The 15,527-nt window shown below is 68.8% G+C and carries 16 protein-coding genes; 9 read left to right on the top strand and 7 right to left on the bottom strand.

Translation table 11 applies throughout. The features are described 5' to 3' along the window. Positions 1–23: 23 nt before the first annotated feature. The 3 genes from AB0L60_RS36535 to map all read right to left on the bottom strand — a co-directional run bounded on the left by AB0L60_RS36535 (position 24) and on the right by map (position 3,086). Positions 24–1,565, bottom strand: coding sequence for a cobyric acid synthase (locus AB0L60_RS36535; protein WP_364623954.1), 1,542 nt, complete (start codon positions 1,563–1,565; stop codon positions 24–26). Positions 1,566–1,872: 307 nt separating this feature from the next. Then, the gene (locus AB0L60_RS36530; protein ID WP_364623952.1) at positions 1,873–2,214 is read right to left on the bottom strand and encodes a hypothetical protein; all 342 of its coding nucleotides are present in this window, start codon (positions 2,212–2,214) and stop codon (positions 1,873–1,875) included. A gap of 8 nt (positions 2,215–2,222) precedes the next feature. Beyond that, positions 2,223–3,086 carry a type I methionyl aminopeptidase gene (gene map, locus AB0L60_RS36525; RefSeq protein ID WP_364623950.1) on the bottom strand — a complete coding sequence of 288 codons (864 nt, stop codon included), beginning with the start codon at positions 3,084–3,086 and terminating at the stop codon, positions 2,223–2,225. 128 nt (positions 3,087–3,214) lie between these two features. Here map and AB0L60_RS36520 point away from each other — a divergent pair, with 128 nt between their 5' ends. Continuing rightward, entirely contained in the window at positions 3,215–4,228 is a 1,014-nt protein-coding gene (locus tag AB0L60_RS36520; protein WP_364623948.1) for an LLM class flavin-dependent oxidoreductase, read from the top strand. A gap of 6 nt (positions 4,229–4,234) precedes the next feature. On the opposite strand, the gene AB0L60_RS36515 is transcribed toward AB0L60_RS36520, so the two are convergent. Next, complete coding sequence (locus AB0L60_RS36515; protein WP_364624033.1) at positions 4,235–4,966, bottom strand: GntR family transcriptional regulator; 732 nt, start codon at positions 4,964–4,966, stop codon at positions 4,235–4,237. Between the two features lie 160 nt (positions 4,967–5,126). Here AB0L60_RS36515 and AB0L60_RS36510 point away from each other — a divergent pair, with 160 nt between their 5' ends. From AB0L60_RS36510 to AB0L60_RS36480, 7 genes are all read left to right on the top strand, one after another. Next, positions 5,127–6,242, top strand: coding sequence for a TIGR03364 family FAD-dependent oxidoreductase (locus tag AB0L60_RS36510; protein WP_364623946.1), 1,116 nt, complete (start codon positions 5,127–5,129; stop codon positions 6,240–6,242). Between the two features lie 25 nt (positions 6,243–6,267). Continuing rightward, positions 6,268–6,954, top strand: coding sequence for a phosphonatase-like hydrolase (locus AB0L60_RS36505; protein WP_364623944.1), 687 nt, complete (start codon positions 6,268–6,270; stop codon positions 6,952–6,954). 141 nt (positions 6,955–7,095) lie between these two features. After that, positions 7,096–8,127 carry a 2-aminoethylphosphonate ABC transporter substrate-binding protein gene (locus AB0L60_RS36500; RefSeq protein WP_364624031.1) on the top strand — a complete coding sequence of 344 codons (1,032 nt, stop codon included), beginning with the start codon at positions 7,096–7,098 and terminating at the stop codon, positions 8,125–8,127. A 41-nt stretch (positions 8,128–8,168) separates the two neighbouring features. Next, complete coding sequence (locus AB0L60_RS36495; RefSeq protein WP_364623942.1) at positions 8,169–9,350, top strand: ABC transporter ATP-binding protein; 1,182 nt, start codon at positions 8,169–8,171, stop codon at positions 9,348–9,350. A gap of 166 nt (positions 9,351–9,516) precedes the next feature. Continuing rightward, positions 9,517–10,410 (top strand): 2-aminoethylphosphonate ABC transporter permease subunit, encoded by an 894-nt coding sequence (locus AB0L60_RS36490; RefSeq protein ID WP_364623940.1) that lies wholly within the window; start codon positions 9,517–9,519, stop codon positions 10,408–10,410. A 3-nt stretch (positions 10,411–10,413) separates the two neighbouring features. Next, complete coding sequence (locus tag AB0L60_RS36485) at positions 10,414–11,211, top strand: ABC transporter permease subunit (protein WP_364623938.1); 798 nt, start codon at positions 10,414–10,416, stop codon at positions 11,209–11,211. 173 nt (positions 11,212–11,384) lie between these two features. After that, the gene (locus AB0L60_RS36480) at positions 11,385–13,088 is read left to right on the top strand and encodes a hypothetical protein (RefSeq protein ID WP_364623936.1); all 1,704 of its coding nucleotides are present in this window, start codon (positions 11,385–11,387) and stop codon (positions 13,086–13,088) included. 11 nt (positions 13,089–13,099) lie between these two features. Here AB0L60_RS36480 and AB0L60_RS36475 read toward each other — a convergent pair whose 3' ends face one another. After that, positions 13,100–13,453 (bottom strand): hypothetical protein, encoded by a 354-nt coding sequence (locus tag AB0L60_RS36475; RefSeq protein WP_364623934.1) that lies wholly within the window; start codon positions 13,451–13,453, stop codon positions 13,100–13,102. Next, positions 13,450–13,932 (bottom strand): hypothetical protein, encoded by a 483-nt coding sequence (locus AB0L60_RS36470; protein ID WP_364623932.1) that lies wholly within the window; start codon positions 13,930–13,932, stop codon positions 13,450–13,452. Before AB0L60_RS36470 ends, AB0L60_RS36475 begins: the two co-directional genes overlap by 4 nt. A gap of 276 nt (positions 13,933–14,208) precedes the next feature. Between AB0L60_RS36470 and AB0L60_RS36465 the strand changes: the two genes are divergently transcribed. Further along, on the top strand, positions 14,209–14,844 hold the full coding sequence (locus tag AB0L60_RS36465) for a LysE family translocator (RefSeq protein WP_364623930.1): 636 nt from the start codon (positions 14,209–14,211) through the stop codon (positions 14,842–14,844). A gap of 132 nt (positions 14,845–14,976) precedes the next feature. On the opposite strand, the gene AB0L60_RS36460 is transcribed toward AB0L60_RS36465, so the two are convergent. Beyond that, entirely contained in the window at positions 14,977–15,339 is a 363-nt protein-coding gene (locus AB0L60_RS36460) for a hypothetical protein (RefSeq protein ID WP_364623928.1), read from the bottom strand. Positions 15,340–15,527: the final 188 nt, after the last annotated feature.

Genomic DNA, 15,527 nt, shown 5'->3' with positions numbered 1-15,527 from the left:
CGGGCGGATTTTTGTGACGGCGGTCACTTCTTGACGGTCAGAACGGGGAGACCCGCGGGCGCACCCGCGGTGATGAGCTGTTCGAGCGCGTCCTGGTCGAGGTGCTTCTCCATGAGGTCGGCCAGCAGATCCAGCTGGGCGGCGCGCACCTCGGCGACCGAAACAGTGTCGGAGACAACGAAATCGGTGCGGCGCGCCCGTTCGGCAACTACCCGCAGCCAGGCGCGGCGAAACTCGTCCGACTCCAGGGCTCCGTGCAGATGGGTACCCCAGATCGCCTCGCGCACACTGCCTTCGGGAGCGCCGTCGAGTTCGAACCACGGGTCGTCGCCCTGCCGGGTGACACGGCCGTGGTGGATCTCATAGCCGTGCACCGGGAGATCGCTGTCACGGCCCGGCACACCATGATTCGGGACACGGCCGCTGGAACGGCGCAGCACCTTGGGGTCGGCGAACTCGATCTCCAGGTCCAGCAGGCCCAGGCCGGGGACGGTGCCCACGGCGGATTCGACCGGATCGACGATGGTGCGGGCCAGCATCTGGTAGCCGCCGCAGATGCCGAGGATGGGGCCACCGGCCGCCGCACGCACCGTCAGGGCGTCGGCAATCCCGGTGCGCCGCAACCACTCCAGGTCTCCGACGGTGGATTTGCTGCCGGGAATGACGACCAGGTCCGCTCCGGCCAGACGAGACGGGTCGCTCACCCAGCGCACGGACACCCCGGGTTCGCAGGCCAGGGCCTCCACATCGGTGGAATTGGAGATGCGTGGCAGCCGGATCGCGGCGACCGTCAGCCACTCTGCACCAAGCGGCGGGCGGGAACGGCCGACGGGGGCGTCGGCGACGGTGCCGAGCGAGTCCTCCGCGTCGATCCAGAGGTCCTCGGCAAACGGGATGACACCGAGCGCAGGCCGCCCGGTCAGCTCGGCGAGCTGGTCCAGCCCCGGTCGCAACAGGTCCACATCGCCCCGGAACTTGTTGATGATGAACCCGGAAATCAGTTGCTGGTCTTGGGGTTCCAGAACCGCCACGGTCCCGAACAGGTGGGCGAGCACTCCCCCGCGATCGATGTCGCCGACCACCACGACCGGCAGATCCGCCGCTCGCGCTAAACCCATGTTCGCCAGATCCGTTGCCCGCAGATTGATCTCGGCGGGCGACCCCGCGCCCTCGCAGATCACCACATCGAATTCGGCTCGCAGCGAGGCCAATTCCTCGGCGACAATGGCACGCAACTGCTGCCGATGCCGGAAATAGTCCTTCGCCCCCACGGTGTCGACGGCCTTGCCGCGCACCACCAGCTGCGAGCGCCGATCACTCCCGGGCTTGAGCAGCACCGGGTTGAATCGCACGCTGGGTTCCAGCCCACAGGCGCGAGCCTGCAAGGCCTGCGCCCGGCCGATCTCCCCGCCGTCCAGGGTGACGACCGAGTTGTTCGACATGTTCTGCGCCTTGAACGGTGCGACCCGCACCCCGCGCCGCGCCAGCATGCGGCAGAGCCCCGCCACCACAACGCTCTTCCCCGCATCGGAGGTGGTCCCCGCGACCAGCAGAGCGCCCTTCACCCGGGTCACCCGATACCGTCCACCGCAGAGCCGCTCCCCATGCTCCGCGGTACGACACTCAGCCCACGCCTCGCCGACATCCGGCGAAGCCCGGCCGCGACCATGCTCACCCCCGCTTCGGAGGTGGCGCCCGCCGCCGACGGAGCACCCTTCACTCCTGCGATCCGACGCTCCACCGGCAGCTGAAGTCGAGGACGGTGACGCCGCACGCGTTCCGCGCTCTCTACTGCGAACTGGCGGCAAAATCCGTCCACCACAACGCTTTTCCCGGCGTCCGAGGTGACACCCGCGACCGGCGGCGCACCCGTCACCGCGAGCTGTTCCCCGCTCGCGAACCGCCGGTGTAGGCGTCCCGGCCGAGGTAGGAGTCTCGGCCGCTACTCGTGTAGGCATCCCGGCTCGTGTAGACGTCGCGGCCGTCGTCCGCTTCTACGTCCGCGCTGTCGCTCACTTCGACGTCGGGCTGCTCGCCGGGGGCGTCGTCCGCTTCCGGCACCTGCCGTCCCGCGGCGAGTTCGACGTGGCGTCGCATGGTGGCGCGGAGCGCGCCCAGACCCTCGTCGCGGGGGTTGGGCGGGAGGACCCGCGAATTCTTCCGCCGCGGGCCGCGGGAGCCGATGGCCCGAGTTCTGGTACCCCGCTGGGGCATCGCGACCCTCACGGGAGCGTCAGGATCTCGGCGCCGTCGTCGGTGACGACGAGGGTGTGTTCGAACTGGGCAGTCCACTTGCGGTCCTTGGTGACCACCGTCCAGCCGTCGTCCCAGATCTCGTAGTCGATGCCGCCCAGGTTGATCATGGGCTCGATGGTGAAGGTCATGCCCGGCTCGATGACCGACTCCACGGCGGGCTGGTCGTAGTGCAGGATGACCAGCCCGGAGTGGAAGGTGGGGCCGACGCCGTGGCCGGTGAAGTCGCGGACCACGCCGTAGCCGAAGCGGTTGGCGTAGGCCTCGATGACGCGGCCGATGACGTTGAGCGCGCGGCCCGGCTTGACCGCCTTGATGGCCCGCATGGTGGCCTCCTCGGTGCGCTCGACCAGCAGGCGCACCTCCTCGTCCACATCACCGGCGAGGAAGGTCTTGTTGGTGTCGCCGTGCACGCCGTCGATGTAGGCGGTGACGTCGATATTGACGATGTCACCGTCCTCGATCACGGTCGAGTCCGGGATGCCGTGGCAGATGACCTCGTTCAGCGAGGTGCAGCAGGACTTGGGAAATCCCTTGTAGCCCAGGGTCGACGGGTACGCGCCGTGGTCGAGCATGTACTCGTGCGCGATCCGGTCCAGCTCGTCGGTGGTGACACCGGGCGCGACGGCCTTGCCGGCCTCTTCCAGGGCCTGGGCCGCGATCTTGCCCGCTATCCGCATCTTCTCGATGGTCTCCGGGGTCTGCACCCAGGGCTCGTGCCCCTCCTTGGCGGTCTTCTTCCAGACGTACTCGGGTCGCTCGATGTTCTTCGGGACCTCGCGAATGGGCGACTGCTGCCCGGGTACGAGGGGCTTGCGGGTGCGCACAGACATGGGTACCAGACTATCTGCCGGTCCGGATCGCGAGATTCCCAGGTCCGGGTACGGGGGAATTCTTCCGGACCGTGGTCCGTTTATCCTCTCGGTTGACTTGGAAACAAGACTCGAGAGGGGTTCCGGCCGTGGAACTGGGACTGACGACATTCGCTGAAACTCATCCCGTCGGCGGAGACGGGCCGGTGCCGACCGCGGGCGAGCGGTTGCGGCAGGTGGTCGAGGAAGCAGTGGCCACCGAGCAGGCCGGGCTGGACGTCTACGGCGTCGGTGAGCATCACCGCAAGGACTTCGCCGCGTCCTCGCCGGCCGTCGTGCTGGCGGCCATCGCGTCACGCACCGAACGGATCCAGCTCACCAGCGCGGTGACCGTGCTGAGCTCCGCCGACCCGGTGCGGGCCTTCCAGGACTTCTCGACGCTGGACGGGATTTCGAACGGTCGGGCCGAATTGATGGCCGGGCGTGGGTCGTTCATCGAATCGTTCCCGCTGTTCGGATACGACCTCAGCGACTACGACGAGCTCTTCGAGGAGAAGCTCGCGCTGCTGCTGAAGATCCGCGAGGAGGAGCCGGTCACCTGGTCCGGCAGGTTCCGCGCACCGCTGACCGACGCGATCGTCTACCCGCGCACCGAGAATCGGCCGCTGCCGGTGTGGATCGCGGTGGGCGGCAGCCCCGAATCCGTCGTGCGCGCGGGGCTGCTGGGCCTGCCGCTGGCCATCGCCATCATCGGCGGGCAGCCGGCGCGGTTCAAGCCGCTGGTGGATCTGTATCACCGGGCGTTGGAGGAAGGCGGGCACGAGCCGCAGCCGGTGGCGGTGCACGCGCACGGGTATGTCGCCGACACCGACAAGGAAGCCGTCGAGGACTTCTACGCGCCGTACGCGCGGGCCATGTCCGGAATCGGGCGCGAGCGCGGCTGGGGTCCGATGACGCGGCAGCAGTTCGATGCGCTGCGCTCGCAGAGCGGTTCGCTGTTCGTGGGCACGCCGGACCATGTCGCGGAGAAGATCGCCGATGTCCGTGACACGCTCGGACTGGACCGGTTCATGCTGCACGCCAGCGTGGGCACGCTGCCGCACCAGAAGGTGCTGCACGCCATCGAGCTGCTGGGCGGAAAGGTCGCCCCGCAACTCGGCTGATCGGCGTCAGTAATCGGTGAGTCTGGCCTGGAACGCGATGCGGTCGCCGCGGTAGAGCGAGCGCACGCGTTCGATGGGCACGCCTTCACCGTCCACGCTGCGGCGGTGCAGCAGCAGCATCGGCAGGGCCGTCGTGCATTCCAGCAGGGCGGCCTCGCGCGGTGAGGCGAGCACGGTTTCGATGCGCTCGGTGGCGACCGCGTAGACCACGCCCATGCCGCGGGTGGCGGCGTACAGCGAGGTCTCCGGGTTGTAGAACTCGCGCAGCACGGCGAAGCGGTCCAGCGGCATCCAGGTGCTCTCCAGGCCGATGCGCTCGCCGTCGGCGAGCAGGATGCGCTCCAGATGCATGACCGGTGTGCCGCGTTCGAGCGCGAGGTCCCGGGCGGTGTCCTTGTCCGCCGGAATATCGGTCCATTCGACGAGCAGACGACCAGGTTTGCGGCCGAACTTGATCGCGCCCTCGGTGTAGGAGCGCAGCGACAGGGGCTGCACCATCTTCGGGCGCGAGACCACCGTGCCGCGGCCCTGACGGCGAATACGGCCTTCCACCAGGAGTTCTCGCACCGCCTGACGCACGGTTTCGCGGGCGACGCCGCAGCGCAGGGCCAGTTCGCGTTCCGAGGGCAGCGGGTCGCCCTCGGAGAGTTCGGCGAGCAGCGCCTCGAGTTCCGCGCGCACGCGGTACGACTTCGGCAGGCGCGCGTTCGGCGCGGAATCGGTTCCAGCGCCGGGCATTTCGCCCAGCGGACGGCCTGACCCCACCTGGTCTTCCACCCCGGCAGCCTCCCTCGTGTCCATGACCCCAGCCTACACAGAATTGGTCTATACCAATTATTAACCTACCGTTTCCACACGAAACACTCGTAGGTCTAGACCATTGCCCAGGATGATTCCCATGCGATTGGTCATCATCGGCGGAGGGATCCTCGGTACCGCCCACGCTCTGGCCGCCATCCGGCGCGGCCACCACGTCATCCACCTCGAGCGCGAGGTCGAAGCCCGCGGCGCGACCGTGCGCAACTTCGGTCTGGTGTGGGTATCGGGGCGCAGCGCACACGAATTGGAGCTCACCCTGCGCTCACGGCAGCTGTGGGAGGAGATCGGCGGCCAGGTCCCCGGCGTCGGCTTCCGCGCGGCCGGTTCCCTCACGCTGGTGCGCTCGGAGAACGAGCTCGCGGTGGCCGAGGCCGCCGCGGCCCACCCGTCGGCCGCCGAACGCGGCTTCGAACTGCTCGACGTCGACCGGGTGCGCGCGCTGAACCCCGCGCTGCGCGGCAAATTCCTTGCGGGCCTGCACTGTTCGACCGATGCCGCCGTGGAGTCCCGGCAGGCGCTGCCCGCCCTGCGGCGCTACATGGAGGCCACTGAACGCTACGCCTTCTACGCCGGCACCGAGGCCCGCGCCGTCACCGGCACCACCGTGATCGACGACCGCGGCCGCCGCCACGAGGGCGATCTGGTGCTGGTCTGCCCGGGCGCCGCGCACACCGGCCTGACCCGCGAACTGGTGGGCGACATTCCGGTGCGCCGGGTGCGGCTGCAGATGATGCAGACCGCTCCCCTGGGCGAACCGCTCACCACCGCCATCGCCGACGGCGACAGCTTCCGCTATTACCCGGCCTTCGCCGGCCCGGAGCTGGACCGGCTCAATCGTGAAGAGGCGCAGCCCTTCACGGCCGCCCAGCACAAGATGCAGCTGCTGGCCGTGCAGCGCCTGCACGGCGGGCTCACCATCGGCGACACCCACGAGTACGACGAACCGTTCACCTTCGACGTGGACGAGGCCCCCTACGAACACCTCACCGGCGTGATGGAGGAACTGCTGGGCCGCAAGCTGCCGCCGATCGTGCGGCGCTGGGCGGGCGTGTACAGCCAGTCCATCGATCCGGGCACCATCGTCACCCGCGCGCAGGCGGCCGACGGCGTCTGGGTCGTCACCGGTCCGGGTGGCCGCGGCATGACGCTCGGCCCCGCCCTCGGCGAAGAGACCGCCGCCCTCCTCTCGCTCTGAGACCTCCTCGACCAAAGGAATCACCGTGTCCGACAAGCAGATCGAACTCGCCGTCCTCGATATGGCGGGCACCACCGTCGCCGACGACGGGCTGGTCGAGCGGGCATTCGAGGCGGCCATCACCGCCGCGGGCGTGCCCGCCGAGGGCCCGGAGCGCGCGGCGGCCCGCACCTTCGTGCAGGACACCATGGGCCAGTCCAAGATCTGGTGCTTCCGCACCCTGCTCGGCGACGAGGACCGCGCCCAGCTCGCCAACCGCGCCTTCGAGGCCGCCTACGCGGAATTCGCCGACGCGGGTGTGAATCCGATTCCCGGTGCCGCGGAGGCCATTTCGGCGCTGCGGGCGGCGGGCATCAAGGTGGCGCTGACCACCGGGTTCAGCCGCGAGACCCAGGACAGGCTGCTGAACGCGCTGGGCTGGAACGACATCGCCGATCTGGCCCTGGTCCCCTCCGACGCCGGGCGCGGCCGCCCCTACCCCGACATGGTGCTCACCGCCGTGCTGCGGCTGGAAGCCGACGCCGTGGATCGCGTTGCGGTGCTGGGTGATACGTCCAGCGATATCGCCACCGGCCTGGCCGCGGGCGCGCGCATCGTCGCGGGCACGCTGACCGGCGCGCACACCGAGGAGCAGCTGCGGGCCGCGGGAGCGACCCACGTGGTGCCGTCGGTCACCGAATTCGCGCAGCTGCTGCTGGCCGAGCGCGGCTAGAGAATTCCGCCGCCCGGGCGCGCCGCGCCCGGGCGGCGGAGTACCCCATCCCTTCGATTCCATCCGGTCTTCGACTCGACCGTCCCCTGAACCGAAAGTGCAGTCACCGTGCGTATTTCGAACAACCGCCTCGCACGCAACATCGCCCGCACCGCTCTCATCCTGACCTCCGCCACCGCGGTCGCCTGCAGCCTGACCGCCTGCGGCGGCACCGGCAGCGACTCGAAGGACGGCAAGACGGTCACCGTCTACTCCGTCGATGGCCTCGGCGACTGGTATAAGCCCGTCTTCGAGAAGTTCAAGGCGCAGACCGGCATCACGGTCAACGAGGTGGAAGCCGGCTCCGGCGAGGTCGTCAGCCGGGTGGAGAAGGAACAGTCCAACCCGCAGGCCGACGTCGTCGTCACCCTGCCGCCGTTCATGCAGAAGGCCGACAAGTCCGGGCTGCTGCAGGCCAGCGGCGTAGACACCGGCGCGGTCGCCGCCGCCGACAAGGACGCCAACGGCAAGTGGGTTTCCCTGGCCGGCAACTACCTGTGCTTCATCGCCAACCCGTCGGTCGACGCCACCAAGCTGACCTGGGACGACCTGCTCGAGCCCGGCTACAAGGGCAAGCTGCAGTACTCCACCCCCGGCCAGGCCGGTGACGGCACCGCGGTGCTGGTGCTGCTGCAGCAGCTCATGGGCAAGCAGGGCGCGCTCGACTACCTGGCCAAGCTGCAGGCCAACAATGTCGGCCCGTCCTCCTCCACCGGCAAGCTGCAGGCCAAGGTGGACAAGGGCGAGATCCTCATCGCCAACGGCGACGTGCAGATGAACCTGCAGAGCGTCAAGAACGGCTCCAAGTTCAACGTCTTCTTCCCGGCGTCCGCCGACGGCAAGAAGTCGACCGTCTCACTGCCCTACCTGATGGGCATGGCCAAGGGCGCGCCGCATTCGGACGCGGCCAAGAAGCTGATGGAGTTCCTGCTCTCGGCCGACGTGCAGAAGTCGCTGCCCGACACCTTCGCCATCCCGTCCCGCACGGATCTGGCGAGCGCCCCCGCCACCGGCAACGGTCCGTCCCCGGCCTCGACCATCAAGGACGTGACCGTCCTGCACCCCGACTGGACCTCCGTGCTCGACAATCTCGACGCCGACGTGGCCGCCTACACCAAGGCCACCGGTAGCTAGCGCACGGCGTCAGTCCGATACCAGCCCCAGGAGCAGCAACCATGTCCTCCGCGTTGACGACATCCACGGTGGCCGGCGAGACCACCGACGAACCGGCCATCGTGTTCGACCGGGTCGGAGTCACCTACGGCCGCGGCCGTAGATCCACTGTGGCACTGGCCGATTTCAACCTGCGGGTGGCCGCGGGGGAAACGGTCGCGCTCCTGGGGCCCAGCGGTTCCGGCAAGTCCACCGCGCTCAAGGCGCTGGCCGGGTTCGTCCGGCCCACCGCGGGCGCGGTGCGGCTGGCCGGCCGCGACGTCACCGACCTATCCCCCGCCAAGCGCGGCATCGGGGTGGTGGTGCAGTCCTACGCGCTCTTCCCGCACATGCGGGTGCACGACAACGTGGCCTTCGGGCTTAAGGCACATCGTGTGCCGCGCAAAGAGATCGGGGCCCGGGTGACCGAGGCCCTGGACATGGTCGGCATGGGCGCCTACGCCGAGCGGCTGCCGCGCGAGCTGTCCGGCGGGCAGCAGCAGCGCATCGCCATCGCGCGGGCGCTCGCCATCCGGCCCCGGGTGCTGCTGCTCGACGAGCCCCTCGCGGCGCTGGACGCGCAGTTGCGCCAGAACATGCTCGGCGAGCTGCAGCAGCTGCGAAAAGCCTTGCCGGACACGGCAATGCTGTACGTGACCCACGACCAGGCGGAGGCGCTGGCGCTGGCCGACCGCATCGCGGTCATGCGCGACGCGCGGCTGGTCGACATCGATACCGCGCACAAACTGTGGCAGCAGCCCGCCACCGAATTCACCGCATCCTTCCTGGGCGGCGCGAATCTGCTGGCCTGCTCGGTCAAACATGTCTCCGGCACCGCCGCGCTGGTGACCGTCGGCGAGCACACGCTGCGCGCGGACGCGCCGCCACCCGGCGTGGGACGCCCGGATTGGGCACCGAATGCCGACGCCCAGCTGTGCGTCCGGCCGCACACCGTGCGCATCGTGCCGCTCACCGAACGAGATGCGTTGCACGCCACCGTGATCACCAGCGTCTGGAAGGGCGCCTCGACCCGGCTGCACCTCGATGTGGCGGGTATCCCCGCCGAGCTCACCGCGGATGTCCTGGGCCACACCGAGATCGCGCCCGGTGACCGCATCGGCGTACACTTCCCCGACCCGGCCGGGGTGCTCATCCCGCCGGGCATCGGCACCGACTCCGCCGCCGACGGCGAGGTCCGCGCATGACCGCCTCCCCGACCCGTCGAGATACGGGTGAATTCGACTATGCCGCAGTGACATCGAGCCCACCGCTGGAGGAACGGCGGACGGTGTCGCGACGGCGCGCGGCGACCGCCGACGAGGGGTCCGAGCTGTTCGCCGGATCGGCCGCGGCGCGGGACGGGAGGCCGTCATGACCGCGCTGCTCGAGTCTCCTTCCGCGGCAGAGGCTCCCGGGACTCGCGAGCCGGGACGGTCGTGGCGGCCGGTGCTGTGGACACTGCCGCCGGTGCTGACGGTGCTGCTGATCGCGGTGTATCCGATCGTGCGGGTGCTATTGGAATCGACCAAGACCAAGTCCGGGCGAGGGGTCGGGACCTGGTCGGCGGTGCTGGCCGAAGAGTCGTTCCGGAATGCGCTGATGCGCACCGTGACCATCGCGGTCAGCTCGACCATCGGCTGCCTGCTGCTGGGGACATTCCTGGCGATCGTGCTGGCATTCGTGCCGTTTCCGGGTTCGCAGCTGGTGGGCCGGCTCATCGACTCGGTGCTGACACTGCCGTCCTTCCTCGTGACACTGGCCTTCACGTTCCTGTACGGGACAGTGGGGGCGGTGAACGCGCTCATCAACCAGATCGCCGGTGGTACGCGGCCGGTGGTGAACTTCCTCAGCACGCCCTGGGGTGTGATCCTCGCCGAGGTCACCTTCTTCACGCCGTTCGTAGTGCGGCCGCTGCTGGCCGCGTTCGCGCAGCTGCCGCGCGAACAGCTGGATGTGGCCTCCAGTCTGGGCGCCTCACCGTGGCGGGTGCTGGCGCAGGTGGTGATGCCGGAGGCCTGGCCCGCGCTGGCGGCGGGCGGCAGCCTCACGCTGCTGTTGACCCTCAACGAATTCGGCATCGTGCTGTTCACCGGGGCCAAGGGTGTCATCACGCTGCCCGCGCTGATCTACACGCGCGGCATCGTCACCTTCGATCTGCCGGGGGCCGCGGTGCTGGCCTCGGTGCAGGTAATGCTGTCGCTCGGCCTGTATCTCGGATACCGGCTGCTGTTCGCGCGCCTCACCGGTGCGCGGAAGGAGAGCTGAACCATGCTGGTGTGGACCAGGCGCGGGCGGGCCGCGGTGCTCGCCGTGTTCGGGGTCGTGGTGGCCGTGGTGTTCGTGGCGCCCATCGCGACCGTGGTGGCGGCGGCACTGGCCGGACGCTGGAACGGGCCGCTGCCCTCACAGCTGGGGTTCGCGAACTTCTCCCGGGCGCTGTCGGGCGAGGAGTCCGCGAGCCTGTCGGTGAGCCTGCAGACCGCGCTGCTCGCGGGACTGCTCTCGCTGGCGCTGGGCACCTGGGCGGCGCTGGCGTCGATGGAGGCGCCCGGCTGGCTGCGGCGGCTCACCGACGCGGTGTTCCATGTGCCGGTCGCGGTGCCGTCGGTGGCGATCGGCCTGGGCGTGCTCATCACCTTCAACGAGCGGCCGCTGCTGCTGGGCGGGACCAAATGGATCGTGATCCTGGCGCACACGGTGCTCGTGCTGGCCTACGCCTTCAGCGGGGTCTCCGCGGCGCTGGATCGGCTCGACCCCGGCTACCGGCAGGCCGCCGAATCGCTCGGCGCCGGACCGGCGCGGGTCCTGTTCCGGATCACGCTGCCGCTGCTGCTGCCCGCGCTCGGCGCGGCGGCGGGGCTGGCCATCGCACTGTCCATGGGTGAGCTGGGGGCGACCATCATGGTCTACCCCGCGACCTGGAAAACCCTGCCGGTGGCCATTTTCGCGGCCACCGACCGCGGCGAAGTCTTCGATGCCGCGGCCAGTACCACGCTGCTGGTGCTGGTCACCCTCCTCACCCTGGTGATCCTGGGCCGCTTGAAAGGTCGTGCGGCGCTGCGCTGACTGCCGGGTCAGCTTTCGGGTCGACCGCACCACACCGCTGACCGCGAATGAGGGGACGGTCAGCGGTGTCTTGCGTTTATTGCCGGGCGTAGCGGACAGTTGAACGGTTAGGCTCGCCGGGTTATCGGGTTCGTTCGCGTTGTCGGAGTTACTGCTCGGGCGGGGGTAGTTCGATGGTGGTCGTAGCAGGGTTGTCCGGTGAGTCCTATGACGTGGACAACGAACCGTTCTATACCGGGGGCAGCCGGTCAGTGCAGTACCTGTGCCGGGATCCGCGCGGGCAGCAGCGGCTCTACAAGCTGTACCGGACTCCGGTCACCGGTCTCGACGCCATCGAATCGGCCCGGCAGGCCATGCTCTTCGGGCGGCAGACCGTCCTCGCCGCCGAGGCCGCGGGCGGATCCACCGGGGACGCCGCCGAGGCGGTGAACTGGCCGATCGATCTGGTAATGCACGAGGGAATGCCGGCCGGGACCGTGCTGCCGTTGATTCCCATGGACTTCCTGCAGCCGGACGGGCGGCCGCGCACGCTGGATCAGTTGTGGGCCGCGCCCGGGCAGGTGGCGTCATATTTCCGGGCCGGACTGACGATCCGGCTGAGCGACATCGCGCGGGTGCTCGAAGAGCGGCAATTCGTGCACGGGGACCTGTCCGCCAAGAACGTGCTGTGGCAGCCGGCCGCGCCGCTGGCGTACGTCATCGACACGGCCGGGCCGGCGACGCTCGATCCGGTCCACGACCGGTTCAAGGATCGGTACGACCTGGCGGTGCTGGTGTATCGGACGTTGCTGCCGGATGCCGGGGCGGGGGCGCCCGGTGCGCCGTGGCAGCCGTCCGGGGTGCCCGCAGATCTCGATCCGCGGGTGCGGGCACTGTTCGACCGGGCCTTCGGCAATGGCGGATTCGGGCCGGACGCCCGGCCCTCCGCGACGGAGTGGAGTGACACGCTGCGGGCGGTGTACCTGACGCCCGACGGTGCGAACTATGTGCCCGAGGCGCTGGCGGTGCTGGATCGGCACGCCGGGCAGCCGGCCAGTGCGCCCGCCGTGCCGACGGTGGCATTCGGCTCGCCGACCACGCCGAGCCCGCCGAGCGGGTGGTCCACGCCGCAGCAGCCGGTGGCGTATTCGACTGCACCGCAGTCCAATACGGCGAACACGGCACTCAAGGTGATCCTCGGCGTCCTGCTGGTGGTACTGGTCATCGCCATCGCGGTGGGCGCGGTGGTGCTCACCGGCAAGGACTCCACCAAGAATTCTGCCGCCGGGACCTCCACGACAGCCGCCGTGACCACGACGGCCCCGCCGACCAGCACCACCGCGGGCTTCGACAAGAACACCCTCAACAAGCAGTCCACCGACAAGACCCCGTTCACCGCGGACGCCCTACTGCCGCAGAGCTTCACCGACAGCAAGGGCGTGGCGTTCACCCGCCACTCCTTCGGCCCCAAGGACTGCGTCTCCAGCAACATGTCGCAGAACGTGAAGACGGCGCTGCAGAACAACAAGTGCCAGCAGATGATGACCGGCGTCTACCTCGACTCCTCCGAGAAGATCCTGACCTCCATCGAGGTCTTCGCCTTCCCCTCCAACACCGAGGCCGAAACCCTCTACAACGGCCTCAAGGGCCAGGACCAGATCTGGGACGTCTGGTGCCCCACCCAGGGCGTCGGCTCCAGCGTCTGCCAGGCCAACACCGACACCCTCTTCAAGGCCACCTACTCCAGCTGGGGCAGCCAGGAATACCGCTACCTCTACGAGTCCTACTCCCTCTACATCAACCTTACAGTCGACGCCTCCCTCGAACCCAACCTCGAGGCCTCCGCCCGCACGATCCTCAACCTGGTAGGCCCCGACAACTACTGGAAAGACCGCTGACCCAACCCATCTCAATCGGTGAGCTTGGGATGACCCGTGCCGGCGTGCATGATCCAAACGGTTCGCTTGTCGTCGTCGATCAGGTACCAGATACGGCCACCGCCGGTCACTTCGTACTGCCAGCGCTCCAGGGTGGCCCCCTTCCACAGCGTTGATCCCAGTGCACCTTTGAGACGGTGGTGCCGGTCCGGATTCGCGGTGGAGCGTGGGTCGTCGCGAATCGTTTCGAAGGCGCGGCGCAGGTTGGCCCCGGCCTGTCGAGCAAGGTCCTCCCATCCGGCAACGGCTTCGGTTGTGGCGAAACGGATTTCAGATTCCGGGTCGATGGCAGGCGGGGCGACGCGATCACCTCGTTTGGGACTCACTCGTCACCCCCGGGGAGATCCGGCGGTTCGACCGCACCCAGATCGCCTTCGGGCTCGCGAGTCAGGAGCGCCAGCAGGGCGGGGTCCGCATGGATTTCCGCGGTGTGCCGCCATTGAGTCAGCAGGGTGGCGAGCGGGGCCAGGTTCTCCAGCGACGCGGCACCCTGCGCCACCGATACCAGCTCGGTCACAAACTGATCGACGTCCGAATCCGGCAGGAATGTCACCCACGGCAATGCGTCGGGCAGTACCTCCCGGACCGCGTCCGCACCCAGACGCCGGACCAGCCCGGCCAGCAGCCGGGACGTGAAATCGACGACCGCTCCCTCGGCATCCAACTGCTCCACCCGCATCAGTGCCAGATCACCGGCGTCGCGCCGCCGCAACCGCAGCGCGCGCACCCGATCCAACCGGCCGGCGGTCACCGCCGGCTTGTGTAGCAAATCGCTGAATGGGACCACGTCATAGGCAGCGCTCATAACATCCACACTACCTCGGATGTCTAATAATCGGCTGCTGATCAGGTGAAATACGACCTGAATCGGCGACGCCACCGCGGGATGTCCGTAAGGCCTTGCAGCGGGACACCGGCGGGACCAGTTCTATCTGTGTGCACGTGCGTACCTCGGAGTGGAGAGCGGCGGGCTACCGGGCGGATCGAGCGTGGTGGCTACCAAAGGCGCTCGACGGATAGATCATCAGCGGGCCAACGGTTTTCGGCACTCACAGCCGCTGGGTGCCGATACTCTGGGGTGATGGTGCCTGTGTCGCATGTGGTGGCATTCGGGGTGGCGGCGGTGATCCTGATTGTGATTCCTGGGCCCAATGTGATGTTCGCGGTGGGGCGGGCGTTGGTGTTGGGGCGGCGGGCGGCGGTGTTGTCGGTGGTGGGGACAGGGGCGGGGACTGTCGTGTGCTTGGTGGGGGCGGCGGTGGGGTTGGGGGCGTTGTTGATGGCCTGGGCGATGCTGTTTCTGGTGGTGAAGATCGCGGGGGCGGCGTATTTGATCTGGTTGGGGGGCATGGCTATTCGGGGGCGGCGGAAGCTCGGGGAGAGTTTGCGGGCGGGAGTGCCGGAGGGGGCGCAGCGGCGGGTGATGCGGCAGGGGTTCGTCGTGGGGGCGACGAACCCGAAGACCGTGGTGTTCTTCGCGGCGGTGCTGCCGCAGTTCGCGGTGCCCGCCAACGGGTGGCTGCCGGTGCAGTTCCTGGTGCTGGGGGCGATCTTCCCGGTGCTGCAGGTGCTTTCGGATGTGGTGTGGGCGCTCGGGGCGGCGTCGGCGCGCGAGTGGTTCGTCCGGTCACCGCGGCGACTGGAGGCGGTGGGGGCCACCGGCGGCGCGATGATCATCGGGGTGGGGACGACGGTGGCGCTCTCCGGGAACGGATGAGATCGGCTGCGGCGGAACGGGTTGGCGGTCCACCGACGGCGCCGGGTCCGGACGACAAGAATTGGGCCGGTACCCGTTCGACGGATACCGGCCCAACCTTCTCCGGGTGAGGGATCAACAAGACCCGAAGTCTCAGAGGCCGGCGGTGGTGGCCAGCAGGGTGCGCGAATAGGTGGCGTCGGTGGCCTCGATCAGGCCGGCTGCCAGCAGGTAGGCGGCGGCCATGTCGAGGGCAGAGTGCCGCAGGGCGGTCAGGGCCTCGGTGAGCTGGCGGCCCTTGTGTTCGAAACCGCGCCGGAGTTGGTGGGCGGAGTCGAAATCCCCGAAGCCGCTGAGGGTATGAGTATCGTGGCTGCGCTCGATTTGCGGGTCCAGTGCGTCTGCGAACCGCAGGAAGTGTGCGGCGCAGTTACGCGCCGCCCCCACCTCCAGGCGGAATGTGCCATCCTGGGCCCGCCGGTAGAGCTCGGTGGCCGTGCCCTCGCCCGTGTTCATGACGAACTCCCTCCCTCGAATTGTGAAACGCCGTATTACAGCCGCATTGTTGTGAATCCGCCGCCATGTGAATGAAACATGGCGTGAACAAAAACCGCGCGGATGGTTTTGGGGCGCTCCGCGATTTATCCAGGCGGGCGTGCCGCGCCAGTCGACCACGCGGCACGCCGGGCGGGGCGCCCCGTTGC

Origin of the sequence: Nocardia sp. NPDC051981 (genome assembly GCF_040680715.1) — a bacterium.
In the GTDB taxonomy this organism is placed as follows: domain Bacteria; phylum Actinomycetota; class Actinomycetes; order Mycobacteriales; family Mycobacteriaceae; genus Nocardia.
Note: the sequence above shows the minus strand (reverse complement) of the source record. Positions and strands in the feature narration are given on the sequence as shown.